This is a genomic window from Fulvimarina endophytica (genome assembly GCF_003403015.1).
Taxonomy (GTDB): domain Bacteria; phylum Pseudomonadota; class Alphaproteobacteria; order Rhizobiales; family Rhizobiaceae; genus Fulvimarina; species Fulvimarina endophytica.
This window is the reverse complement of record NZ_QURL01000006.1, coordinates 74073-99415: the sequence shown is the minus strand read 5'-3', so window position 1 is coordinate 99415 and position 25343 is coordinate 74073. Positions and strand designations below refer to the sequence as shown.

General features: G+C 66.7%; 22 protein-coding genes. 11 read left to right on the top strand and 11 right to left on the bottom strand.

What is annotated here, in order from left to right; translation table 11 throughout:
* Positions 1-99 precede the first annotated feature (99 nt).
* Entirely contained in the window at positions 100-861 is a 762-nt protein-coding gene (locus tag DYI37_RS15070; protein WP_116684094.1) for a M48 family metallopeptidase, read from the top strand.
* A 54-nt stretch (positions 862-915) separates the two neighbouring features.
* Here the strand turns inward: DYI37_RS15070 and DYI37_RS15065 are convergent, their stop codons facing one another.
* A complete protein-coding gene (locus DYI37_RS15065; protein ID WP_116684093.1) occupies positions 916-1590 on the bottom strand; it encodes a YggS family pyridoxal phosphate-dependent enzyme in 675 nt (224 codons plus the stop codon).
* A gap of 313 nt (positions 1591-1903) precedes the next feature.
* On the opposite strand from DYI37_RS15065, the gene DYI37_RS20035 reads away from it, so the two are divergent.
* The 8 genes from DYI37_RS20035 to acs all read left to right on the top strand — a co-directional run bounded on the left by DYI37_RS20035 (position 1904) and on the right by acs (position 10271).
* Positions 1904-2188 (top strand): type II toxin-antitoxin system TacA family antitoxin, encoded by a 285-nt coding sequence (locus DYI37_RS20035; protein WP_158555188.1) that lies wholly within the window; start codon positions 1904-1906, stop codon positions 2186-2188.
* Positions 2189-2256: 68 nt separating this feature from the next.
* A complete protein-coding gene (locus DYI37_RS15055; RefSeq protein WP_245413941.1) occupies positions 2257-2700 on the top strand; it encodes a GNAT family N-acetyltransferase in 444 nt (147 codons plus the stop codon).
* A gap of 124 nt (positions 2701-2824) precedes the next feature.
* Positions 2825-5449, top strand: a complete 2625-nt coding sequence (gene leuS / locus DYI37_RS15050) for a leucine--tRNA ligase (protein ID WP_116684090.1) — start codon at positions 2825-2827, stop codon at positions 5447-5449.
* A complete protein-coding gene (locus tag DYI37_RS15045) occupies positions 5436-5981 on the top strand; it encodes a hypothetical protein (protein WP_116684089.1) in 546 nt (181 codons plus the stop codon). Before leuS ends, DYI37_RS15045 begins: the two co-directional genes overlap by 14 nt.
* 39 nt (positions 5982-6020) lie before the next feature.
* Positions 6021-7058: a DNA polymerase III subunit delta gene (gene holA / locus DYI37_RS15040; RefSeq protein WP_116684088.1), complete on the top strand. Its 1038-nt coding sequence runs from the start codon at positions 6021-6023 to the stop codon at positions 7056-7058.
* Positions 7059-7246: 188 nt separating this feature from the next.
* Positions 7247-7645, top strand: coding sequence for a DUF1761 domain-containing protein (locus tag DYI37_RS15035; protein WP_116684087.1), 399 nt, complete (start codon positions 7247-7249; stop codon positions 7643-7645).
* Positions 7646-7689: 44 nt separating this feature from the next.
* A complete protein-coding gene (locus DYI37_RS15030; RefSeq protein WP_116684086.1) occupies positions 7690-8064 on the top strand; it encodes a cupin domain-containing protein in 375 nt (124 codons plus the stop codon).
* A gap of 251 nt (positions 8065-8315) precedes the next feature.
* Positions 8316-10271, top strand: a complete 1956-nt coding sequence (gene acs, locus DYI37_RS15025) for an acetate--CoA ligase (protein ID WP_116684085.1) — start codon at positions 8316-8318, stop codon at positions 10269-10271.
* Between the two features lie 121 nt (positions 10272-10392).
* Here the strand turns inward: acs and queE are convergent, their stop codons facing one another.
* Together queE and queD are read right to left on the bottom strand one after the other, a co-directional pair.
* Positions 10393-11115: a 7-carboxy-7-deazaguanine synthase QueE gene (gene queE / locus DYI37_RS15020; RefSeq protein WP_425365054.1), complete on the bottom strand. Its 723-nt coding sequence runs from the start codon at positions 11113-11115 to the stop codon at positions 10393-10395.
* Positions 11094-11447 (bottom strand): 6-carboxytetrahydropterin synthase QueD, encoded by a 354-nt coding sequence (queD, locus tag DYI37_RS20330; protein ID WP_116684083.1) that lies wholly within the window; start codon positions 11445-11447, stop codon positions 11094-11096. Before queD ends, queE begins: the two co-directional genes overlap by 22 nt.
* Before the next feature lie 223 nt (positions 11448-11670).
* Here queD and DYI37_RS15010 point away from each other — a divergent pair, with 223 nt between their 5' ends.
* A complete protein-coding gene (locus DYI37_RS15010; protein ID WP_116684082.1) occupies positions 11671-12015 on the top strand; it encodes a hypothetical protein in 345 nt (114 codons plus the stop codon).
* 272 nt (positions 12016-12287) lie between these two features.
* Positions 12288-13115 (top strand): lytic murein transglycosylase, encoded by an 828-nt coding sequence (locus DYI37_RS15005; RefSeq protein WP_116684216.1) that lies wholly within the window; start codon positions 12288-12290, stop codon positions 13113-13115.
* A gap of 123 nt (positions 13116-13238) precedes the next feature.
* Here the strand turns inward: DYI37_RS15005 and DYI37_RS15000 are convergent, their stop codons facing one another.
* From DYI37_RS15000 to DYI37_RS14965, 8 genes are all read right to left on the bottom strand, one after another.
* Positions 13239-14675 carry an FAD/NAD(P)-binding protein gene (locus tag DYI37_RS15000; RefSeq protein ID WP_116684081.1) on the bottom strand — a complete coding sequence of 479 codons (1437 nt, stop codon included), beginning with the start codon at positions 14673-14675 and terminating at the stop codon, positions 13239-13241.
* Positions 14676-15216: 541 nt separating this feature from the next.
* Positions 15217-15951, bottom strand: a complete 735-nt coding sequence (locus DYI37_RS14995) for a glutathione S-transferase (RefSeq protein ID WP_116684080.1) — start codon at positions 15949-15951, stop codon at positions 15217-15219.
* A 100-nt stretch (positions 15952-16051) separates the two neighbouring features.
* Positions 16052-17524, bottom strand: coding sequence for a mannitol dehydrogenase family protein (locus DYI37_RS14990; RefSeq protein WP_116684079.1), 1473 nt, complete (start codon positions 17522-17524; stop codon positions 16052-16054).
* 161 nt (positions 17525-17685) lie between these two features.
* The gene (locus DYI37_RS14985) at positions 17686-19626 is read right to left on the bottom strand and encodes a KUP/HAK/KT family potassium transporter (RefSeq protein ID WP_245413940.1); all 1941 of its coding nucleotides are present in this window, start codon (positions 19624-19626) and stop codon (positions 17686-17688) included.
* A 21-nt stretch (positions 19627-19647) separates the two neighbouring features.
* The gene (locus DYI37_RS14980) at positions 19648-20403 is read right to left on the bottom strand and encodes a sulfite exporter TauE/SafE family protein (RefSeq protein WP_116684077.1); all 756 of its coding nucleotides are present in this window, start codon (positions 20401-20403) and stop codon (positions 19648-19650) included.
* 212 nt (positions 20404-20615) lie between these two features.
* Complete coding sequence (locus DYI37_RS14975; protein WP_116684076.1) at positions 20616-22511, bottom strand: methyl-accepting chemotaxis protein; 1896 nt, start codon at positions 22509-22511, stop codon at positions 20616-20618.
* Between the two features lie 11 nt (positions 22512-22522).
* Positions 22523-23524: a cytochrome-c peroxidase gene (locus DYI37_RS14970; protein WP_116684075.1), complete on the bottom strand. Its 1002-nt coding sequence runs from the start codon at positions 23522-23524 to the stop codon at positions 22523-22525.
* Between the two features lie 560 nt (positions 23525-24084).
* Positions 24085-25281 carry an O-succinylhomoserine sulfhydrylase gene (locus DYI37_RS14965; protein WP_116684074.1) on the bottom strand — a complete coding sequence of 399 codons (1197 nt, stop codon included), beginning with the start codon at positions 25279-25281 and terminating at the stop codon, positions 24085-24087.
* Positions 25282-25343 lie beyond the last annotated feature (62 nt).

Below are 25343 nucleotides of genomic sequence, written 5' to 3'. Positions count from 1 at the left end.
CCGGCGCATGGAAGCGGCGCTGCGGCGGGACGCGTCAGCCTTCCCGGCCGCTGGTATGATAGGAACGGACACGAATCGAAACCGACCACCTGTGCATCGATGGCCCCGAACCTGCGAAGCCTCTTCTCCAAAGGCCGGAACCCGGCGAGTGTCGCCGAGCCCGCGCCGCCGCGCTTCATCGAAGCGGGCGGACGGCAGATCCTGCTCACCATCCGCGAGAATGCGCGGGCCAAACGCCTGATCCTGAGGATCGCGCCGGACGGAGGGGCTGTGGTCACGGTTCCGAGGCGCACCCCCAAGCGCACGCTCGAAGCCTTTCTCGGCAGACATCGCGGCTGGATCGAAGAGCGGGCGGGCGGCGAACGGGCGCCGGTCGTGGTCGCGGACGGCTCCTCGATCATGCTGCGCGGCGAGCCGGTCGTTTTAAGGCATATGGGCGGACGGCGCGTCTCGCGGCTCGAAAGCGGGACGGGCGCGCTCCTTGTCGGCGGCCTTCCCGATCATTTCGCCCGACGGGTCGGCGACTTCCTGAAAAAGGAGGCGCGGGCCGATCTCGCAATGGCGGTCGCGAAACATTCGGAGCAGGTCGGCCTGCAGCCGAGGACCATGGCGCTGAAGGATACGGTGAGCCGCTGGGGCTCCTGCACGGCGGACCGGCGCCTGTCCTTTTCCTGGCGCATCGTGATGGCGCCGCCCTTCGTCCTCGACTATCTGGCGGCGCACGAAGTCGCCCACTTCGTCGAGATGAACCACTCGCCCGCCTTCTGGGCCGTCTGCCGCTCGCTCTGCCCGCGGATGGAGGAGGGCCGGGCCTGGCTGAAGGCGAACGGCGCCGCCCTTCACCGGGTGCGCTTCGAGTAGAACGGCCCGCCTGTCCCCGAGCCCGCTAGCCCGCGAGCCCGCGAGCCTTACGGTTCAGGCCGCCGGATCGTCCCGCGCCCCGAAGATCGCCGAACCGACGCGGACGCTCGTCGCCCCGAAGGCGATTGCGGTCTCGTAGTCGCCGCTCATGCCCATGGAGAGGTGGTCGAGGCCGGCCTCCTTCGCGAGCTTTGCGAGGAGAGCGAAATAGGGGCCCGGATTCTCGTCCACCGGAGGAATGCACATCAGGCCCTCGATCGTGAGCCCATGCTCCGAGCGGCAGCGCTCCACGAAGGCCACCGCCTCTTTCGGCATGATCCCCGACTTCTGCTCCTCCTCGCCGATATTGACCTGCACGTAGAGGCGGGGCCTTCGATCCTGCTTCGCCATCTCCTTGGCGATCTCCCGGGCGATCTTTTCCCGGTCGACGCTCTCGATCACGTCGAAGAGCGCGACCGCATCGGCGGTCTTGTTGGATTGCAGCGGCCCTACGAGGCGCAGTTCGATATCGGCGAAGCGCTCCTTGAGGGGCGGCCATTTCGCCTGGGACTCCTGCACCTTGTTCTCGCCGAAGATGCGCTGACCGGCTTGAAGAACGGGCACGATCTCGTCCTCGCCCTTGGTCTTCGAAATCGCGACGAGAGCGACGCTGCCGGGCGCACGTCCGGCCTCCCGCGCCGCATTCTCGATGGCGGTGGTGACGGCATGATACTGGTCGGCGGATGACACTGAGTTCCTCGCAGAAGCCTCTCTGTTCGGCCTCCCTTATCGCAAATGGCGGTTGCGACCTCCAGCCCCGGACGGTGATCGTGAGGGCTCGTCGGCGAACATGACGATGATCGCGCTCGATCGTCGCTGTTCGCCAGGGCTATGGTCTGCCGACTCACGGCAGGCCGTGAAAATAGATCGACCCTTCCGAACCCGCCATTTGTTCATACATTGTCAGTACAGACCTTCCGCGATATCCTGTCGGGGTCGAATGCACATGAAGCCGAACAACCTCGGCGCCGAGTGCGGCCCATTGGGTTTGGAGGATAGGGGCATGTCTACCGCGAAGAAGGATGAGACTTTCACAGCCCGAATCGCGCCCGCCGATCTCGAACTGATCCGCCGGGCGGCGGCCGTCAGCGGAAAGAGCCTGTCCAATTTCGTCATGGAGTCGGCTCTGTACAGCGCTCAGAAGTCGCTGATGGATCAGCGCTTCCTCCACCTCGATGCGGCTTTGTTCGACGCCGTGTCCGAAACCCTCTCCCGGCCTGCGACGGCTCATCCGGCACTGGTCGATCTGTTCGCGGAAGAGAACGTGTGGGCGACTTCAAGCGACTAGGACTATCCGCACCCGAACCCCTGAGCGAGGCTCACGACCCCGCCGGCTTTTCGAGCGGGAAGCCGGCCATGGACTCATGGCTTCGTGAACTCGCCTTCCATAATCAAGCCTATGATTTTTCGCGAACCTTCGTCATCTGCGACCAAAACGGGAAGGTCCGTGCCTTCTATGCCCTGTGCGCGGGGATGATTCTGCGCAAGGACGCGACAAAGAAGATCGCGCCCCACGGCTCTCCGTCTGAAATTCCCGTCGCCCTTCTGGCCCGGCTCGCCGTCGCGGAGGACTTGCAGGGCAAAGGTGTCGGCAAGGCACTCCTGTCGAATGCTCTTCGCAATGCCGCATCGGCGTCTCAGGTCGTGGCGTTCCGGGCGGTCATGGTCGACGCGATCGACGACGAGGCGTCCGCTTTCTACAGGCGCTTCGGTTTTGCCTCCACCAGGATCAGCCCGATGAAGCTCATTCTGCCGATGCAGGATATCGTCGCATCTCTCAACGCGGCCGTGGCACGTTGAGCCTCAGCGCCGGCCACCCCTCGTCGGTATCAGGTTGAATTCGGCATCGCGAAAGGGATAAGTCAGCGCTGACTTATCCCCGAAGGCCATCCGACCTGGCCCAACGATCGCGACACTCCGCTTCATGACCACCGAACGATACAATCCGCGCGCCGTCGAACCCCGCTGGCAGAAACAATGGGACGAGGCCGGGCTCTACGAGACGAAGACCGACGCGCCGGGCGAGAAATACTACGTCCTCGAGATGTTCCCCTATCCGTCCGGGCGCATCCATATGGGCCATGTGCGCAATTACGCGATGGGCGACGTGGTCGCGCGCTACAAGCGGGCGAAGGGCTTCAACGTTCTCCACCCCATGGGCTGGGACGCTTTCGGCATGCCGGCCGAGAACGCGGCCATGCAGAACAAGGTCCATCCCGCCAAGTGGACCTACGAGAACATCGCCTCCATGCGCGCGCAGTTGAAGTCGATGGGCCTGTCGCTCGACTGGTCGCGCGAATTTGCGACCTGCGACGTCGACTACTATCACCGCCAGCAGATGCTGTTCCTCGACTTCCTTGATTCTGGCCTTGCCTATCGCAAGAAGTCGAAGGTCAATTGGGATCCGGTCGACATGACCGTGCTCGCCAACGAGCAGGTGGAGGACGGGCGAGGCTGGCGCTCGGGCGCGCTCGTCGAGCAGCGCGAATTGACCCAGTGGTTCCTGAAGATCACGGATTACGCCGACGACCTCCTCTCGGCCCTCGACGAATTGCCGAACTGGCCGGACAAGGTCCGGCTCATGCAGAAGAACTGGATCGGCAAGTCCGAAGGGCTGATGCTGCGCTGGGCACTCGCCCCGCAGACCCGCCCCGAGGGCCACGAGGATCTGGCCATCTTCACGACGCGCCCCGATACGCTTTACGGCGCAAGCTTCCTCGCCGTTGCGCCCGACCATCCGCTGGCGCAGACGATCGCCGGGACCGATCCCGCGCTCGCCGAGTTCATCGCCGAATGTCGGCGCGCGGGCACGAGTGCGGAAGCTCTGGAAACCGCCGAGAAGAAGGGTTACCGCACCGGCGTCGAGGCGGTCCATCCCCTCGACCCGGACTGGACGGTGCCGGTTTACGTCGCGAACTTCGTCCTCATGGACTACGGCACCGGCGCGGTCTTCGGCTGCCCGGCGCACGACCAGCGCGATCTCGATTTCGCGCTGAAATACGAACTGCCCGTGCGGCCGGTGGTGCTGCCCCCGAAGGAGGATCCGACCGCCTTCACGATCTATTCCGACGCCTATGACGGCGACGGCGTCCTGTTCAATTCGGACTTTCTCGACGGCCTGTCGCCGGAAGACGGCTTCGAGGCGGTCGCGGCGAAGCTCGAAGCCGCCACCCTCGGCGGCGAGGCGGTCGCGGAGCGCAAGGTGAACTTCCGCCTGCGCGACTGGGGCATCTCGCGCCAGCGTTACTGGGGCTGCCCGATCCCGGTCCTTCACTGCGAGACCTGCGGCGTCGTGCCGGAGGCGCGCGAGAACCTGCCGGTGACCCTGCCCGAGGACATCGATTTCGAAAAGCCGGGCAATCCGCTCGACCGCCATCCCACATGGCGCAAGACCTCCTGCCCGAAATGCGGGGGCGAGGCCCTGCGCGAGACGGACACGATGGACACCTTCGTCGATTCGTCCTGGTATTTCGCCCGCTTCACCGCGCCGCGCGCCGAAACGCCGACGGAACCGGCCATCGCCAATGCCTGGCTCGCCGTCGACCAATATATCGGCGGCATCGAGCACGCGATCCTGCATCTCCTCTATTCGCGCTTCTTCGTGCGCGCCATGAAGAAGACCGGCCATCTCGACCTCGACGAGCCGTTCAAGGGTCTCTTCACCCAGGGCATGGTGGTCCACGAGACCTACAAGGACGGGCGCGAATGGGTGCCGCCGGCCGACGTCGTCATCCGCGAGGAAAACGGCGAGCGCTCCGCCACGCGGCTTTCCACGGGCACGCCGATCACCATCGGCGGCATCGAGAAGATGTCGAAGTCCAAGAAGAACGTGGTCGATCCCGAGGACATCATCGGCTCCTACGGCGCCGATACGGCCCGCTGGTTCATGCTGTCCGATTCGCCCCCCGATCGCGACGTGATCTGGACCGAGGCGGGCGCGGAAGGCGCGTTCCGCTTCGTCCAGCGCGTCTGGCGTCTCGTGCAGGAGGCTGCGCCCCATCTGCCGGCCCCCTCGAAGGCTTCGCTGGCCGAGATCTCGGGCGAGACGGCGCTCGCCATCCGCAAGGCCGCCCACCGCACCGCGCACGGGGTGACCGGCGATATCGAGCGGCTGGGCTTCAACAAGGCGGTCGCCCGGGTCCACGAACTCGTGAACATCCTCGCCGGCTCGCTCGCCGGACTTTCGGCCAGTTCCGAGACCGAGACGAGGGCTGCGGCCCGCGAGGCCCTGGAAGTCCTGGTCAAGCTGATCGCCCCGATGATGCCGCATCTGGCGCAGGAATGCTGGACGGTGCTCGGGCGCGACGGCTTCGTTGCGAGCGAGGCGTGGCCTCAGGTGGAGGACGGCCTCCTCAGGGACGACAGCGTCACACTCCCCTTGCAAATTAACGGCAAGAAGCGTGGCGACTTGACCGTTCCGGCCGAGGCCAGCAAAGCTGAGATCGAAGAGGCAGCGCTGGCCACACAGGTGGTTCGCGATGCGCTGAATGGTGGCCAGCCCAAGCGGCTCGTCGTGGTGCCGGGGAGAATCGTCAATGTGGTCGTCTGATCTCTCGCGGCGGGGTCGCGTCGCGGCCGGTCTCGCCCTCGCTCTCGCCGCCCTCTCGGCCTGCACGGCGGGGCCCCTCTATGGCGGACGCTCCGTCGGCGGCGCCGAGGTCTCGGCCTCGACCCTCCAGCCGCTTCGCGGCCGCATCGCGATCGTCGAGGCCAATACGCGCACGGACCAGATCGTGCGCAACGAACTTCTGTCGCGGCTGAATGCCGGCGCGCGGGTGCGCGATCCGCTCTATTCGGTCCAGCTCGTGACGACCGGCATCGAGCGCGGCATCACCATCGAGCCGGGCGGCATCGCGAGTTCGGCGATCTACGATCTCTCGGTCGCCTATACCGTGACCCGCCTGTCCGACAATCAGGTGATCGATACCGGACGCCGTCAGGTCATCACCCCCTTCGATCGCACGGCCCAGCTGTTCCAGTCCCAGCGCGCGCTCCTCGACGCACGGCGCCAGTCCGGCCGCTCGATCGCCGCCGAACTCGAGATCGCCATCGCCACCGCCCTCGTCGAGGAGGGCCGTTGACGCCCTCCTTGCGCTCTCCCCTCGGAACCTGAGCGACAGATGGCCCAGAAGAAAGCCGGCGAGGTCGACGCCTTCCTGTCGCGGCCGGACTTCTCCTATCCGGTGATCCTCCTCTACGGGCCGGATCCCGGCCTCGTTTCCGAGCGCGCGGCCCGCATCGCCGACCAGTCCGGCGTCGATCCCGCCGATCCCTTTGCCAGCATCACCCTCGGCGCCGACGAGGTGGAGAAGGATGTGGGCCGCCTCTACGACGAGGCGCTCACCGTCTCGCTCTTCGGCGGCCGCCGTCTCATTCGTGTGCGCGGCGCGGGCGCCGGCAAGAACCTGTCGGAAGCGGTGACGGACCTGTCCGCGCGCAAGCTCGAAGGCGCGCTGCTCATCGTCGAGGCGGGCGATCTGAAGAAGAACGCGGCCTTGCGTCAGGGCGTGGAGCGGGCGAAGTTCGCCCTCGCCCTTCCCTGCTATCAGGACGAGGCGCGCGCGCTCGACCGGATGATCGACGAGGAACTCGCCAAGGCCGGCCTCGGCATCGACAAGGAGGCCCGCGAAGAGCTGAAGAGCCGGCTCGGGGCCAATCGCCTCGCCTCGCGCGGCGAGGTGGAGAAGCTCTGCGTCTATGCCTACGGCACCGAGCGGATCGGCGTGGACGCGGTCGCCGCGATCGTCGGCGACGTCTCGGCCGATGCGGTGGACGAGGCGATCGACGCGGCCATCACGGGCGCGGTCAAGAAGCTGCCCGCCCTCATCGACCGTCTGGTCGATGCCGGAACCCCGGTCTACCAGCTCCAGCAGTCGCTGCTGCGCATGGTCCAGCAGCTCGTCGCCATGCGCGAACGCGTCGAGCGGGCGGGCGAGCCGGTCTCCCGGGTCGTGGAGAGCCGCCGGCCGCATTTCCGCCGGAAGCCGGCGCTGGAGACCGCCCTCACCTCCCTGCCCCTCGAAGCGCTGGTGCGCACGGCCGGCCGCATCGAGGCCGATATCCTGAAGAGCCGGAAGGAAGGCCAGATGGCGCTCACCATCACCCGGCAGATGATGCTCTCGATCGCGGTCGAGGTCGCCCTCCACCGCAAGCGGTAGAAATGGGCTCACGAGTTTGGTTCGGACGGAGGCCGCGATCGACACGGCGCGTCGGCCGATGCGTCAGGATGGGGTGAACCGATCCGCCCCTCGCCCCGTTCTCTTCCCGGACAGGAGACGCCTCCGCCCCTCATGCGGGCCCGCACCGGAGGCGCAGGCGCATCGAACAGGGACAGGGACGTTTTCAAATGGGCTATACCAATTTCAGCGCGCTCGGCGTTCTCGTCGCCGCGCTCGCAGCGTTCGGCTTCGGCTTTCTCTGGCACCGGTTCCTCGAAAAGCCCTGGATGACGGCGACGGGTTATGCCGCCAAGCCGGCGCTGAAGGCCGGGCCGCTCGCCATCGTCTTCCTTGCCTATCTGGTCATCGCAGGCATGCTCGCCGGCCTCACCGCCCATATCGGCAATGTCGGCGTTTCCGACACATTCGTCACCGGCATCCTCGTCTGGGCGGGCTTCGTTCTGGCCGCGATGGTGGTCGACCATTCCTACGAGGCGCGGTCCCGCAAGCTGACCTACATGAATGCCGGCCACTGGCTGGGAGCCTTCGTCATCATGAGCCTGATCATCGGGTTCGTCGGAAGCTGACGCGCCGTCGCCGTCCGCCCAGAGGTGCAACGAGAGATCGACCGATGTCGCAGACGCCCCGCACGAAAAAGATATCGCGTGCCGAATGGGCCGAGGACGCGGATGCCTGGAAGGGGCACGTCCTCGGCGACAGGCTCGATTCCGATGTCTGCATCCTGTTCTATGCCACCGACGAGACGGGCAAGGGCCCGAGCCTTCACGTCCATCCCTATGACGAGATCTTCATCATCCGTCGGGGGCGGGCCCGGTTCACGGTCGGCGACAGGGTGATCGAGGCCGGAGAGGGCGACGTCGTCCTCGGACCGGCGAACATCCCGCACAAATACGAGAATATCGGCGACGGACCCCTGGAGTCGACGGACATCCATCTCAGCCGGACATGGATCCAGACGGATCTTGAAGACCCGGACGCTCAATAAGGCCCGGGGCGCGTGCCGGGAACCGGGTCCGGGGCTCGGGTTTCGTGCCGGTCCAACGGATGGTCCGAAAGCAGGGCACGGGCCGGTTCGGTGCTTCAAGCCCGAGGGCGACCGGTGCCGGCGCAGGGGGAACAACAACCAAAGTTCACCCCGCCGGTGCTGGCCGTAAGGGGGTGAGTAGCCTAGTATTTCGAAGCGAAAGGGTCGGAAGGATCCGAAGGACAGTTCGCAGACCGGGAGGAACGAGCCATATGACGATGATCGAGGTCAAGGACGCGTGGAAGTCGCGCTCGAAGATCGACGCAGCGACCTATGAGGAATGGTACAAGCGTTCGGTCGAGGATCCCGAAGGCTTCTGGAAGGAGCATGCCAAGCGCATCGACTGGATCGAGGAACCCACCAAGATCAAGTCGATCGACTTCACCTATCCGGACGTCTCGATCAAGTGGTTCGAGGACGGCACGCTCAACGCCTGCTACAACTGCGTCGACCGTCACCTGAAGGACCGGGGCGACCAGACGGCGATCCTCTGGGAAGCCGACGAGCCGGGCAATGCCCAGCATATCAGCTACAAGCAGTTGCACGAGCACGTCTCCAAATTCGCCAACGTCCTCAAGGAACTCGGCGTCGGAAAGGGCGACCGCGTCGTCATCTACCTGCCGATGATCCCCCAGGCGGTCTATGCCATGCTCGCCTGCGCACGCATCGGCGCGATCCATTCGGTGGTCTTTGCGGGCTTCTCGCCCCAGGCCCTGCGCGACCGGGTGAACGATTCGGACGCCAAGCTCGTCATCACCGCCGACCATGCGCCGCGCGGCGGCAAGGCGACGCCTCTCAAGAAGAACGCCGACAAGGCCTTCGAGGGGATCGAGGGCGACGTGAAGTGCCTCGTGGTCAAGCGCACCGGCGACGAGACGCCGATCACCGAGGGCCGCGACTTCTGGCTGCACGAGATGGAAGACAAGGTCTCCGACGAGTGCGAGTGCGAGCCGATGAACGCGGAGGATCCGCTGTTCATCCTCTACACCTCGGGCTCCACCGGCAAGCCGAAGGGCGTCGTCCACACGACCGGCGGCTATCTCGTCTACACCTCGATGACGCACGAATACGTCTTCGACTATCACAAGGGCGACATCTACTGGTGCACGGCCGATGTGGGCTGGATCACCGGCCACAGCTACATCGTCTACGGGCCGCTCGCCAACGGCGCGACCACCCTCGTCTTCGAATCGACCCCCACCTATCCCGATGCCTCGCGCTGCTGGAAGGTTTGCGAGGAACACAAGGTCAACCAGTTCTACACGGCGCCGACGGCGATCCGCGCGCTGATGGGCAAGGGCCGCGAACATGTGAGCGGGCACGACCTGTCGGCCCTGAAGCTTCTCGGCACGGTGGGCGAGCCGATCAATCCGGAAGCCTGGCAGTGGTATTTCAAGGAGGTCGGCCAGTCGGAGGTGCCGATCGTCGACACCTACTGGCAGACCGAGACCGGCGGCATCCTGATCACGCCGCTGCCCGGCGCCACGGCCCTGAAGCCCGGCTCGGCCTGCAAGCCCTTCTTCGGCATCCGGCCGGTCATCCTCGAGCCGCAATCGGGCGAGGTGCTGGAAGGCAACGGCGTGGAAGGCGTCATCGCCATCGCCGATTCCTGGCCGAGCCAGATGCGCACGGTCTACAAGAACCACGAGCGCTTCGCGAACACCTATTTTCAGCAATACAAGGGCTATTACTTCACCGAGGACGGCGCCAAGCGCGACGAGGACGGCTATATCTGGATCACGGGCCGCGTCGACGACGTGATCAACGTCTCCGGACACCGCATGGGCACCGCCGAGGTGGAGAGCGCCCTCGTCGCCCACGAGGCGGTGTCGGAGGCCGCGGTCGTCGGCTATCCGCACGAGGTGAAGGGCCAGGGCATCTACTGCTACGTGACCCTGATGGACGGCACCGAGCCCTCCGACAAGCTGCGCGACGAACTCGTCGCCCATGTGCGCTCGGAGATCGGGCCGATCGCCAAGCCGGACGCGATCCAGTTCGCGCCCGACATGCCGAAGACCCGCTCGGGCAAGATCATGCGCCGCGTCTTGCGCAAGATCGCCGAGGACAAGCTCGACGAGCTGGGCGACACCTCAACCCTCGCCGACCCGTCGGTGGTCGATCACCTGATCGAGAACCGCCAGAACAAGAACGGCAAGGCGGCCGGCTGACGAACCACCACCGGGCCGGGGCGCGTCATGCGGTCCCCGGCCCGGCGGCAAGACGGGCGTCAAGCTTCGGAATGGGCGACGGGCGACCGCCTGATCCGGCTCCCTCGTCCGAACCCGGCTCTCAGACGCCGCGCTGGTTGCCCCAGACGATGACGTGAAGCTGCGGCAGGATGCGCGGGCGCAGCCAGCCCTTGCCCACCGTCTGCGCGACGAGCCAGGACAGGCGCCCGGCCAGGGCGTCGAGATCGACGGGAATGGCGGGATCGGTTTCGCCGTTTCCGGGCTGCAGAAACAGCGGCAGGTCCGGATAGCGTTCGGCGGCAAGGCGCGCAAAGGCGAGATCGGCCTCGTCGAAGATCACGATCTTCATGGCGGCGGGGACCGCACCCTTCGCCGCGATACAGGCCTCGAACGCGCTCCAGTCCGTCTCCATGCCGCTCGACGGCGGTTTGGGGGAGAGAACCAGCATATCGAGATCGGCGAACCAGAGGGGCGCGATCGTCCCCTGCGTCTCGCAGGCGAACCGGTAGCCCTTCTGCCGCCCAAGGGCGATCAGCGGCCCGAAGTCCTGGATGGCCGGATTGCCGCCCGAGATCGAGACGAGCAGCGGACGTCCGCCGGACAGCGCCTCGATCCGCTCCATGATCGCGTCCGCCTCCATGGGCAGCCATTCGTGCCGATACCGGCTCTCGACCGCATGCAGGCTGTCGCACCAGAGGCAGCGATAGTCGCAGCCGCCCGCGCGCACGAAGACCGTGGGCTCACCGATCAGCGGCCCCTCGCCCTGGATGGTCGGGCCGAAGATCTCGGCGATGCGCAGGCTCACGGCCGGTACTCGGCCCAGGTCTTGGGCGTTTCCGAGACCCTCACGGCGCGTGTTTCGGGCCAGCGGGCCGCGCACCAGTCGTAGAGGTGCCTCGCCAGCCTCTCGGCCGTCGTCGGTCCCTCGATGACGTCGTTGAGGTGACGATGATCGAGGTGGTCGTCGATATAGGTCTTCAGGTCCTTCAGTTCGCGGTAGTCGCGAACGAAGCCGTGCGCGTCGAGGCTTTCGGCGGCAAGCTCGACCATGGCGACGTAATTGTGGCCGTGGAGGCGCGCACATGGATGGTCGCCGGGCAGCGTATCCAGCACGTGGGAGGCGGAGAAATGGAACTCCTTGGTGATGCGGAACATCAGATCCCTCCCCCGGGAAGCGGGCCCCGACAGGGCCGGAGGCGCGAACTGGACGGCAGGAAGCGAAGCCCGCGCGAGCGGGCGGATGGGAACGTCATCGATAAACCCTTGTTTTGATGACCGGGTAGGCTGCGACCGGTATCCCCGCACCTAATCGGTCCACTCGGTCTTTGCAACGAGGCGGCGGGCGGCACGAGACGTCTCGTGCGCGAACGGAGGATAGATGGCGGGAAAGCGATATCCCGAGACGCCGGACGGGCGGTATTTCGTCGCGAAGGATCGCCTGTGGCGAAAGTCCGATCCGAGCCTTTCCGAAGACGAGAGGCAGGAGGCGGTGAACGCGCTGATGACGGCGCGCCGCGCCGTCAGGGACGCAGGAGGCGAGGCCGAGGTGAAGGCTGCGCGCGAAAAGGTCGATGCGGCCAAGCGCCGGCTCGGCGAGCGCGGCCCCGTCTGGTGGCGGGACGGCGCGCCCGACGAGACCCGAAAGGCGCCCTGGAATTCCTCCTATGCCGCGTGGTGGGCGGGCCTTGGCGCAGGTGCGGGCGGGGATGACGAAGCGTCATGAGGTGCGGCATCGCGGCACCTGATACCGATCCGCAACGCCGATGAAAGGTTTGGGCGCTAGACAGCGCAGTTGTCACCGTTTTGCCGTTGTCTTCGGCTGTTAGGCGGAGGCCGTGGGAGTTGCGAGTCTCCCGACGAACCGGATGACCGGCTCGAAGGCGACGAACCGCCAAGACGACGAGCGCATGTCCCGTATTCGAGGGCGTGGCGGTCGAAGCCCGAGCCAAGAATTTCGACCGCGCCCATACCGGGCCAGCCGACAAGGACCTGTTGATGACCTCCTACAAGACCATGCTCAAGGGTTTCGGCGCGGCCGCGGCCTTCGCCCTGACCCTGGGCGCAACCTCCGCCCATGCCCAGTCCTGCGGCAACAGTGCAGCCGGCTTCGACCAGTGGAAGCAGCAGTTCGCGGGCGTCGCCCAGCAGAACGGCGTCGGCAGCCGGGGCATCCAGGCGCTGATGAACGCCCGCTACAACGACAAGACCATCCGCATCGACCGCGCCGCCCAGAAGGGTGGCTCGGCCTTCACGATGAGCCTCGACACCTTCCTCAACAAGCGTGGCGGCGCCTCGATCGTGCGCACCGGCAAGCAGAAGCTCGCCCAGAACAAGGCGATGTTCGACGACATCCAGAACCGCTACGGCGTGACGCCCGGCCCGATCCTCGCCATCTGGGGCATGGAGACCGGTTTCGGCGGCTTCATGGGTTCGGAAAACGTCGTCTCCTCGGCCGCGACCATCGCCTATGACTGCCGCCGCTCGGACTTCTTCAAGCCGCACCTCATCGCCGCGCTTCGCCTCGTCGATACGGGCGGCCTTTCGCCGAATTCGCGCGGCGCGGGCCATGGCGAATACGGCCACACCCAGTTCCTGGCCGGCAACATCCTGCGCTACGGCGTCGACGTGAACGGCGACGGCCATGTGGACCTGTCCAACATGCGCGAGGCGATGTACTCCACCGCCAACTTCCTGCGCCAGCACGGCATGACCGCCAACTACCAGCAGGGTCAGGCCGGTTATCGCGGCATCCAGGGCTGGAATGCGGCTCCCGTCTACCAGCAGGCGATCGCCCAGCTCGGCGCCCAGATCGAAGGCCGCTGAGGCCTTCACACGGGCGGGCTCTTCGCCCGCCGCCGAACCTTGCGACCCCGACCGCCTCGCGGCCGGGGTTTTTTCGTGCCCGCCTTTTGTCGGGGCGCCAAATGGAGGACGCCGGCTGGAGTGTCAGCGCCTCGCCTGGGCTTCGAGGATCGCCTCGGCGACGGTCTCGGCGTGGTGCGTCACCTCCGGAATGCCCATCAGTTCGCCCACGGTTCCGCGCGCGAGCGGCCCCGCGACCCAGACCCCCGGCACGGGGGACCCCGAGGCATCGAGCGCCTGCCCGTTCTGCGCCACCGAAAGGCCGAGCTTCAGGCGATCGTTCGCGACGAGACCGGCCCGCGCGGCCGAGGCGAGGAATGTGCTAGTCGCAAGGATCGAGCCATGGCCGGGTCCGGTGGTGAGGATCACGCGGTCGAAAAGGTCGCGCCGCATCTCATCGCCGCGCGGCGACCAGGAGACGGCGAGCCCGTCCGGCTCGGCCGTTACGCCGGCGATGCGCCCGGCCCGAACGCCGAGCCGCCCTTCGGCGACGAGGCGATCGAGAACCGCCTCGACCTGTGGCGCGACGCGGAACCGGTGCACGTCCCACCACGGCCGCAGATGGCGCAGGAAGCGCCGCCGTTCCGCCTCGGGGAGCGCCGCCCAGATCGCCGGCGCATCGGTGCGGACCCGGTCGAGCGCCGCCTGCCAGGGCAGGCCGTTCGCGCCATCCGCCCTCACGGCGGCCCGCACGCGCACGAGAAGGTCGAGGACCGTGCGGGACGGGTCCTCAGCGAAATCGGCGGTCGTCGCCTCGTAGCCAGAGGCATGGCCGCGCGAGCGTTGGCCGCGCCGCGAGATCGCTGTGAGCTGGCCGGCAAAGCCATGGCGGTCGAGGCTCGCGATCACGTCGGCCGAGGTCAGCCCGGTGCCCAGAACCAGGACGTTTCCCGCCGTTCGGGCCACCGCCTCGATCGCCCCTGCGTCGGACGGGTCGGCGACGAGCCGAGGATCGTCCGCAAGGTCCGCGAAGGCCGCGGGGAGTTCGGGCGGCGGATGGCTGGTCGCGACGACGAGGTGATCGGCCTCGATCATGTCGCCGTCGTCGAGGGTGAGCCGCAGGGTCCCGGCACGCGTCAGCGCCGTGGCGCGGGCCCGCCGGTGGACGATGCGGCCGCTTTCGAGATCGCCGGCGAGCGCGTCCGCGATATAGTCGGCGACGAGCCCGCGCTGGGGATAGAGGGCGCCGTCGCCCGCTTCGCTTTCGGCGTCGAGCGGCACGTCCTTCTCCTCGATCCAGCGCTGGAAACCGTCGCTCACATCGGTGCGCATGGTGATGCGGCTCGCCGGCACGTTGATGCGATGGCTCGGCTCGCCGGTGGAATAGGCAAGGCCCGCGCCGAGCGTCTCGCGCGGTTCGACGACGAGGATGCGCGGCCCCGCCGGCCCGCTCGATCGGGCGAGATGAAAGGCAAGGACCGCACCCGTATAGCCGCCGCCGACGATGACGACGCGCAGCCTCTCGCCCCCCGCCCGGCCCGTGTCGGCCGGAGCCTCGTCCCTGGTGTCTCCACGGCTCATGATCGCTCTCCTCCCCGTCCCGGCCCGCAGACCGGGCGACGAGGTGCCCGGGCGAGCCATGGACAGGTTTACAGCATCCAACGCGCCGACGTCAGACCGTAAGGTTCGAGAGCGATCGAAACGGAGCCCGGGATGCCGCGACACCGTTCCGATCAGAGGCTTCGCGCGGGAGGCGACGTGAGCGCCGTCATGTCGGGGGCGCGTTCCTCCATGTTTCGATCCACGCCTCCGCGAAGGAGGCGACCCGCGGATCAGCCCCTTATCCGGCCAGATCGCGTCGTTTCGATCCACGCCTCCGCGAAGGAGGCGACCCCAGCGGTCGCCCAGCGTCCCCGGCCCGGCGTTGTTTCGATCCACGCCTCCGCGAAGGAGGCGACACACCCTGCATAAGCCCTTGGTCCCAGTCGCGGAAGTGGACGCGCAGTGCGAACCCTCCAGCAAACGGCGTCACGCTTCGGGTTCGCGCGCGGGCCGATCTGAGCGCAGGGCGGGGCTCCGTCGCAACAGCGGTGCGGCCTCAAGGCGTTCCGGCGTCCCCGCGTCAGGCGGCGCTCGGCGGATCGAGCTCGTCATAATGCCGGAAGATGCCGTCGGTGAAGGGCAGCGCCCGGGGGCTTTCCCGGTAGGCGGCGATCGCGGGGTGGGCTGCGACCGCGCGGCAGAGCGCGCCCACCTGCGGCGCCTCGCCCATCGCCCGGTCGAAGGCGTTCGGGAAGGCGTGGGCGAGGCCGCGGCAGGTCTGGTAGAGGCCGAGATCCACATAGGTCATGCGCGGCCCGACGAGCCAGCCGGCCGCGTCCTCGTTGTTCTCGATCAGGTTTTCGTACCAGATAAGAAACTTCGGCAGGCGGTTGTCGCGGAAATCACTGGCGCGCCGGGCGGCCTCCGGCCTCTGGTTTTCATAGGTGAGCGAGACCGCGATCGGATGGTGGGTGTCGTGGATCTCGCGCACGAAATCCTCGCCCGTCAGGGCGATCGAGAGCGCGAATGTGCGATCGGCCTCCCTCTCCGGCAGAAGTCCGCCCTTCGCCGCCGCATGGGCGCAGCAGAGGGCTGTCTGGGAGACGACGAGATCGCCGTCCACGAGAAAGGGCGGTGCGAAGGGCACCGGCGCGCCCCTGCGCCCCTGAAGGAAAGCGAACATCGCCTCCAAGCCGCCGCCCTCGTCCTCGCCGAGGCGCGCGACATCCCGGTAGGCGAGCCCGCCCGCTTCCAGAACGAGCCGCACATATTCACCCCGCCCCGGGATCGACGGCCAGTAATAGAGATCGATCATCGCCGGCTCTCCTTCCCTGCGGACCTCACTCGAAGCGCATCGTCCGCGATCGCCGGACGGGCCCGCCGAAGCGTGGCGAGGCAGGCTCCGGCCGCCATCCTCAATCGCCGAGATAGGTCTTCAGAACGGCTTCCGCGCCCTCCTCGTGCAGCATTTTCAGCCAGCGGGCGAAGGGCTCGGCAAAGCGCGGCTCGTCCTTCAGCGGGCCGTAGATGTCGGCCATCGCGAGCCAGGCGGAGGGATCCTCCCTGGCCGCCTTCGCCCTCTCAGTCAGCCGGTCCCAGTTCGGATCGTTCGGCTCGATCTCGCGTCCCGAATCGCTGACGCCGAAGCAGTAGCGGCACCACAGCGCGCTTTCGAGGGCGAGCCCCTCCACGTCGCGTCCCTTGGCGATGTTGTCGCGGATCGAGGGGATGATGAACTTCGGCTGGCGGTTGGAACCGTCGAGGCAGAGCCGGCGGATCGTATCGGCGATCTTCGGATTGGCGAAGCGGGTCTTGATGAGGGCGAAATAGTCGTCGAGGCTGGTATCGGGAACCGGCGGGACGATCGGGATGATCTCTTCGCGTTCCACCTTTTCCAGGAAGCGCGCCACGAGATCGGTCTCCATCGCCTCATGGGCGAATTCGATATCCATCAGCCCCGACGGATAGGCGATGATCGCATGGCCGCCGTTGAGGATGCGGATCTTCATCGTCTCATAGGGGCTGACATCCGGAACGAACTGGACGCCGACCTCCTCGAGCGCCGGCCGCCCGGCGGTGAACTTGTCCTCCAGAACCCACTGGATGTAGTCCTCGCAGAACACCGGCCATTCGTCGGCGATGCCGAAATCCTCGGCGACGATCCGCCGTTCGCGGTCCCCCGTCGCCGGCGTGATGCGGTCGACCATGCCGTTCGGGAAGGCGACGGTCTCGCCGACCCATGTCGCAAGGTCCGGATCGGCCTGCCGCGCAAGCCCCATCACCGCGTCCCGCGCCACCTTTCCGTTGTGGGGAAGATTGTCGCAGCTCATCACCGTGAACGGCGTCTCGCCGCGCTCGCGCCGCCCCTTCAGCGCCTTCAGGATGACGCCGAAGACGGTCTGGGGATGGTCGGGATCGGCGGCATCGGCCTGGATCTTCGGGTTGGAGGGATCGAACTCACCCGTCGAGGGGTCGACGAAATAGCCGCCCTCGGTCACCGTCAGGGACACGATGCGGATCGCAGGATCGGCGAGGCGATCGACGATCTTCTGGGGATCGCCCGGCTCCACGAATTCGGTCATCGGGCCGGTGACGCGCGCGGTCGAGCTGCCGGCCTCCTGGGCGACGACGGTCGCCAGATAGTCCTGGGCCGCGAGCGCCGACTTCACCTTGGTGTCGAAGGGCATGAGCCCCGCGCCGACGAGAGCCCAGTCGTGGTCCCGGCCGGTCGAGAACAGGCGGTCGAGATAGACCTGCTGATGGGCGCGGTGGAAGTTTCCGACGCCGATATGGAGGATGCCCGGCTTGAGATCGGAGCGCTCGTAAGAGGGCCTGGCGACGGTCTCGGGAAGCTCTGCGAGGGTCTCCAGCGAAAGCCTGACGGTCATGATCGTTTCTCCTTCCAGCCGGTGGCGCCGCGCCCGGCTCTCCCTGTTCGCTCTGGCTTGCGAAGATAGGGCATGGATCGCCCCGGCAAGCCGTTTCGTTCGTTTCGCTTCGCATCTCCGCCGCCGGGCGCGCTCCCGCGCATCCGCCGGCACCGAACACGTCAGAGCCTGCGCGGCATGCCCACTTCGAGGGTGCGCGAGGGCGGCAGCAGGAACCGGTCCGTGGGCCTTAAGGCAAGGCGGGCCATGAAAGCGTAGACCGCCAGCACCGGGGCGAGCCAGTCGGACAGGATCGCCGGCGCGACCGGCCGCTCCAGCCCGACGATATAGGTCGCGGTTTCCGGCTTCACGCCGAGTTCGTTGAGGGTTTCGCCGAGAAGCGCCGGCAGGTTGATGCGCTGGAGATAGCCGACGCCGATCAACACCCGCACGAGATTGCGGTCGGCGATGCGCTCCACCTTGATGCGGTCCTCGCCCTTGAGGCGCGGCACCGAGAAGGTGCGCACCGACACGATGACGACGCGCTCGAAGCGAACGCCGACGAGGGCGGTCATCTCGGCGAGCGCCCTCGGCACCTCGATGCCCGGCCGGGCAAGGAAGATCGCCGTGCGCTCGCAGGTCACGGTGGGCGCGGGCCGGCCGCGCAGATAGTCGCGGATCGTCACCTGCTCGCCCATGCGCAGCCCGTCAAGGCGCGCCTGGCCGATGCGCCAGCACTGGATGAGGCCGAAGACGGCGAGCGCCAGAAGCAGCGGCAGCGCGCCGCCGCTCGGGATCTTGCCGGCATTGGCGAGAATGAAGACGAGGTCGATGAGAAGGAAGGCGAAGGGCACGGCCGCCCACGCCCTCGAGCGCGCGCCGCGCCGCGGACGGCTGCGTTCGTAGGCGATGAACAGCACGGTCGTCGTGATCATCGCGCCGGCGACCGCGATCCCGTAGGCATCGGCAAGGGCGGCGGAGGACCCGAAGCCCGCAACGACGGCGATGGTCAGCGCGCCGACGAGGAGGTTCACCACCGGGACATAGACATCGTGCGGATTGGCCGCCGACAGATAGGAGACGCTCATCGGGGGCAGGAAGCCGAGGCGGATCGCCTGGCTGGTCAGGCTTGCAAGACCGGTGATCACCGCCTGGGAGGCGATGACCGAGGCGATCGCCGCCAGAAGCACGACCGCCGGCAGGAGAAAGGCGGGAAACAGGGAATAGAACGTGCTTTCGGAGAAGCGATGATCGGCGATGACCATCGCCCCCTGGCCGAAATAGTTGAGAAGAAGGGCCGGCAGGACGATGACGAGCCAGGCCCGCGTGATCGCCGGGCGCCCGAACTGGCCGAGATCGGCATAGAGCGCCTCGCCGCCCGTGACCGCAAGAAACACCGCGCCCAGAAAGGCCGTCGCGTAATAGGGGTAATCGAGGAAGAGCGCGATCGCGTAATGCGGCGAGAGCGCCGCCAGAACCTCAGGATAGGCGAAGATCGCCGCGATGCCGCTGATGGCGAGGGTCGCGAACCAGACCAGCATCACCGGTCCGAAGACGATGCCGATGCGCGCCACCCCGAAGGCCTGGGCGACGAAGAGACCGGCGACGATCGCGATCGCGATCGGCACCGTCCAGTCGGCATAGGAGGGCGCGATATCCTTGAGGCCCTCGATCGCCGAGAGAACCGAAATCGCGGGCGTCAGGACCGCATCGCCGAAGAGCAGCGCGCCGCCGAAGATCGCGACGAGAAGCAGGATGCGCCGGTTGCGGGTCTCCTGCCGCCGATGCAGCTTCATCAGCGCGACGAGGGAGAGGATGCCGCCCTCCCCCTCGTTGTCGGCGCGCAGGATGAAGGCGACATATTTGATCGTGACGACAAGGATCAGCGACCAGGTGATGAGGGAAAGGATGCCGAGGACGGTTCCCGCATCGCTGGCATCGGCGATGCCGACCGCCACGCGGAAGGCGTAGAGCGGGCTCGTCCCGATATCGCCGAACACGACGCCGAGGGCGCCGACCATCAAGAGCGAGGCGGAGCGTCCATGGCTGCCTTCGACGGGACCGCCCCGCCCGGCGGAGAGTTTCGCATCAGTGCCGGATGCGGCGGACCGGGAGCCGTCCACGGACCTGTCCATCCTCGCCCCTCAGCCGGTATAGAAATAGTAGCCCGCGAGAAACAGGCCGAAGGCGATGACGAAGATCCTGACGGCGACCTGCGGCACCCGCTTGGCGATCCACACGCCGCTATAGCCGCCGAGCGCGACGCCGGGAGCCATGGCCAGCGCCCCCGCCCAGTTCACGACGCCCCCCGAAACGAAGACGACGATCGCGACCACCGCGATGATGTTGGACAGGACGTTCTTGATCGCGTTGAGGCGGTGATAGTCGCCGCTTTCGGTGAGGCCCAGGGTCGCCAGCATCATGATGCCCATGCCGGCCCCGAAGAAGCCGCCATAGATCGAGGTGAGGAACTGGACGATCGGGCTCGAATAGTTCCGCCCCTTCGCCGCCGTCGCCTCGTGCTCGCGGCGCGGCTTCAGCCAGGGTCCGGCGGCAAAGAGGGCCGTCGCCGCGATGAGCAGCCAGGGCACCATCGCGCGGAACCGGTCGTTGTCGAGCCACAGGAGAACGAGCGCGCCGATCACCGATCCGGCGATGGAGGCGATCGCCAGCAGAAGCAGCCCGCGCCACAGGGTGCGGATGTCCTTCAGATAAGGCAGCGTCGAGGTGAAGTAGCCCGGCAGCTGCGCGATGGAGGACGAGGCGTTGGCGCTGATCGGCGGCACGCCGATCAGCGAGAAGGCGCCGAAGGAGATGAAGGTGCCGCCGCCCGCAACGGCATTCACCGAACCCGACATGAAGCCGGCGACGAAGAGAAGGGTGATCGTGAGAAGGGTCATGGAGAGGCCTTGCGGTGTCGTCTGTTCCGCCCATGCACCCGCATCGTGCGCCTTTGCAAGTCACAATGGCGGATCAAACACCTGCGCACGAACCGGCAAGGAGCGCCAGGCCCGAAGACGAACCGGACATCCTTCCCCGCCCGGCCCGCTTTCGACGTCATGTGGAAGACACGGACGGTATCGAAGCCCGCGAGGCGAAAGACCGGGCGGCCTCAGGCGGCGCGCCGGCTCATCGGGGTCGCCCGCACCAGCTGGAAATGGGTGACGAAACTGGACAGGCGCTCGGCACAGTCGCCCATGGTCGCGATCGAGCCGTCGGTTTCCCGGACGATGGCGGAGTTTTCCTGGGTCAGCCGGTCGATGCCCGATACGTCGTCGTTCACGCCGTTCACCGCATCGCTCTGGGCTCGCACGATCTCGCTCACCGCATCGATCCGCTGATCGATGGTCATCACGTCCGTGCGCAACCGGGCCAGCGCATCGCCGGTCTCGTTGACGATGGCCGCGCCCCTCTTGATATCGCCGAGCGTATCCTCGATCAGATCCTTGACGTCGCTCGCGGCCGTCGAAGATCGCTTGGCGAGTTCGCGGACCTCCTTGGCGACGACGGCGAAGCCCTTGCCGGCATCCCCGACGCGGGCGGCCTCGACGCCGGCATTGAGGGCGAGCAGATTGGTCTGGAACGCGATCTGGTCGATGACGTCGACGATGTTGCCGATCCGGCCCGAGGCCTCCTCCATCCGGGTCATGGCCGCGATCGCGTCATCGACGATCTCGCCCGAGCGTTCGGTCGCCCGCCGGGCGTCGGCCACCATGGATCGGGTCTCCCGCGCTTCCATCGCGGCGGACGCCAGCGTCTCCGTGACCTGGCCGAGGGCCGTCACCGTCGCGTCGACCGAACGGGACTGGGATTTCGCGCGGGCGAGCATCTGGCGCGAGCCGCCCTTCAACTGATCGGCGACGACGGCGACGGCCTGGCTCGATTCCTGGATGGAGACGATGAGATCGGAAAGACGGTCGAGCGAGCCGTTCGTCGCCTCGCGAAGACGGCCGAAGGCGCCGCCGGCATCGCCGCCGACGCGCTCGAACAGCATCCCACGGTCGAGCCCGTCCATGACGCGCAGAACGTCGGACAGGTTGTCGTCGATCGTTGCGAGAAGATTGTCGGCGAGACCGGCAAGGGTCTTCAGATCGCGCGCCTCAAAGTCGCCGCCGATCCGCTTCGACAGATCGCCGGCGAGCGCCGCCTCGATGCTGGCGGTCATGCCGGCGACGAGCGCCTTCATTTCCATGGCGTAACGGCGGCGTTCGCTGTCGTTCGCCGCGTTGGTTTCGGCGATCAGCCGGTCGCGCTCGATGGCATTGGTGCGGAACACGTCGAGGGCCCCCACCATCGAGCGGATTTCGCGGGTGCGCCCGGTCTTGGGCAGGGAGATGTCCGTGTCGCCGTCCGCGAGCCGGCGCATGGCTTCGGTGACCTGTTTCAAGCGGCCCGTCAGGAGATGGGTGAGCCCGAGACCGAGGCAAAGCAGCACGCCGGCGACGACCGCCGTCAGGATGTTGGCGTCGCGAATGGCGGCGACGGTTTCCTGGTTGGTCGTCGCGATGCCGGTCGCGGCCGCGGCGTCGAGCGCATTGCTATAGGCCTCGAGCGAGGTTTCCGTCTCGGCCCGCTGGCGGCGGAGCAGCTCGGGTGAAGGGACCTCGAGCGACGGAGCAAGGCCGACGGCGATCCCGAGGCTGGCCCGCCAAGCGGTGTAGGCTTCGACGAAGGCCACGCGCTCCGCGTCGACCCTGCGCACGAGTTCGTTCTCATCCAGAGCGCGCAGCACCGTCTCCATGGCGGCGTCGAGTTCGCCGAAGCGCGCTTCGATCGTCCGGTGCGGAACGAAGGTCGTCATTGCGAGGACCTGGTCGGCAAATCCCCTCATCGCCGCAAGATGGCTCGCGGCCTCCTCGGCGAGACGGCTGCCGGCGAAGGCGTCGGTCGCGAAATGTTCGGCGCGCTCCTGCGCCTCTGTCGCCTGGTGGGCGATGAAGAAGGACATGAAGACACCGCCCAGGACGGCGACGATCAGCGGAATGATGATCTGCGAGCGCAGCGACATGTCAGTGGCCGTCAGTTGGGAAGGATAGGAAGGGAGGCTTCCTGCTTCTCGGCAGTCAGCGTGTGCATGAAGGCTATGAGATCGGCGCGCTCCTCGGCCGTCAAACGGAGCGGAACGAGCTTCGGAGATAGCGAGGGCCGGTCGCCGAAGCCGTTCTCGTAATGGATGATGACGGCCTCCAGATCGGCCAGCGACCCGTCATGCATGTAGGGCGCGCGGTAGCCGGTATTGCGCAGGCCTGGCGTCTTGAAGGCATAGAGCGCCTTCGGATTGTCGGGCTCGAGGGCGGCCCGGCCGATATCGCCGGAGTGAAGGCCGATATCGTGGAACTCGTTGTCGGTGAAGTTCCAGCCGGAATGGCATTGGGAGCAGCGAGCCTTGCCGGCGAACAGGTCGAAGCCGCGCTTGGCCGAGTCCGAGACCGCCGCCTCGTCGCCCTCCACCCAGCGATCGAAGGGCGACCAGCCGGAGACGATCGTGCGTTCGTAGGTCGCGATGGCGGTCAGGATGGTCTCGCGGGTGATCCCCTTGTCCGGGAAGACTTCCGAAAACCAGGACACGTAATCCGGAACGGCGTTGAGATCGGTCACGATCGTATCGAAATGTCCGTTCATCTCGACCGGCGCGGTGATCGGCCCGGCCGCCTGCTCCTCGAGCGTCGCGGCTCGCCCGTCCCAGAAATTCGGCGACACGAACGCCATGTTCAGAACGGTCGGCGCCTGACGGCCGAGCGGCGTATTGGCGGCTCCGATGGCGAGCGGCACGGGCGTCTCATACCCGAAGGACGGATTGTGGCACGTCGCGCAATTCATGTTCTTCGCGCCCGAAAGGCGTGGATCGAAGAACAGCATCTTCCCCAAGGTCGCGCTCTGGGGGGAATATTCGGCCACCCCCTCGAACGGGATCGTCATGGGGCGGCGGTAATCGTCGAGGTCGCGAGCGCCTGCCGGTGAGGCGAGGAACACGGCGGCAATCAAAGAAAAAATGGTACGGCTTTTGAAAGAAGAATCCATGATGATGGCGATCGATCAACCGGATGGAGAAACGGGAAGAACCTTCTTGCGAGAATAGACAAACAACGATGAAGAAACGCTGAACTGCTTGCAGATGTTGTAAATTTCCGAATTCCGATCCGTCGAACCGGGTGCCGGCTTCGCAAGGCCCGTACGATCGGCCTCTCGACCCTGACCACCGGGCATGCGGAGCCGATATCGGGCACGTCATGCGATCGCCGGTAATCGTAATCTTTACATAATATATTCTTTGAATACCGTCGTCTTTACATAGCTCTCATGCGGCTCGTCTGCACGATGGCCCGACGCTCGATTGATGCTCCGGCGACTTGGCCGCGCGCCGGCAAGGACCGGCAAATGTGCGGTCCCTGCCGGGCGTGCATGACGTGCGGCCTCGTTTCTCGCGGGCGCGCCAGAAGGCGCGGCCCCGATTGTCTTGTCCGGGTCGTCAGGTCTTCGCGTCTTCGAGTGGCCGGGAAAGCGCCGTTTCGCGGGTCGTCCCGGCGATGGGAGGGGAACACAGCGTTCTCGCTCCCCGGCTCGATCGGCCGGATAGGGTTTCAGACCCTTTCGAGCGCGCCCTCGATATCCTCCAGGAGGTCCTCCACGTCCTCGATGCCTACCGACAGGCGCATCAGGCCGTCGGAAATGCCGAGCTGGTCGCGCGCCTCCTGGCTGAGATTCTTGTGCGTGGTCGTCGCCGGATGGGTGGTGAGGGTGCGCGTATCGCCGAGATTGTTGGTCAGAAGCACGAGTTCGAGACCGTTGGCGAAGGCGAAGGCCTCATTCTTGCCGCCCTTCAGCTCGAAGGCGATGAGCGTCGATCCGCCGCTCATCTGCTTTCTCGCCACCGCCGCGTCCGGATGGTCGTCGCGCCCCGGATAGAGGACGCGGGCGATCTTCGGATGATCGGCGAGCCGGTCGGCGATCTGCCCGGCCGAACGCGTCGCCTGGGTCACGCGAAGGGGCATGGTCTCGAGGCCTTTCAGGAGCGCCCAGGCGTTGAAGGGCGAGAGCGCCGGCCCCGTATGGCGGTAATAGTCGTGCATGAACTCCTCGATCCAGTCCTTGGAGGACAGGACGATTCCGCCCAGGCACCGACCCTGGCCGTCGATATGCTTGGTCGCCGAATAGACGACGACATCGGCGCCGAGTTCGAGGGGATGCTGGAAAAGCGGCGTCGCGAAGACGTTGTCGATCACGAGGCGCGCGCCTGCCGCATGGGCGATCTCGGCCACCGCCGCGATATCGACGATCTCCAAAGTCGGATTGGTCGGCGTCTCCATGAAGAAGACGCGGGTGTTGGGCCGCACCGCCGCCTGCCACTCGTCGGGATTTCGCCCGTCGACGAAGGTCGCCTCGACGCCCATGCGCGAGAGCACCGTCTCCACCACATAGCGGCAGGAGCCGAAGAGCGCGCGGGCCGAGACGATATGGTCGCCGGCGCGAAGCTGGCACTGGAGCGCGGTCGAGACGGCGGCCATCCCCGAGGCGGTGGAGCGGGCGTCCTCGGCCCCTTCCAGCGCCATCATGCGCTCCTCGAACATGCGCGTCGTCGGGTTGGAATAGCGCGAATAGATGAAGCCCGGATCCTCGCCCTTGAAGCGGGCCTCGGCCTGCTCGGCGCTGTCGTAGACATAGCCCTGGGTGAGGAAGATCGCTTCCGAAACCTCGCCGAAATTGGAGCGGAGCGTGCCCGCATGCACGAGGGTCGTCGCGGGCCCGAGGCCCCGTTTGGTCTCTTTGCGCTTCAGCATGGTCGTTCGAACTCCCGACACGAAAAAACCGGCCCGGCGGAAAGCGCCGAAAAGCCGGTTCC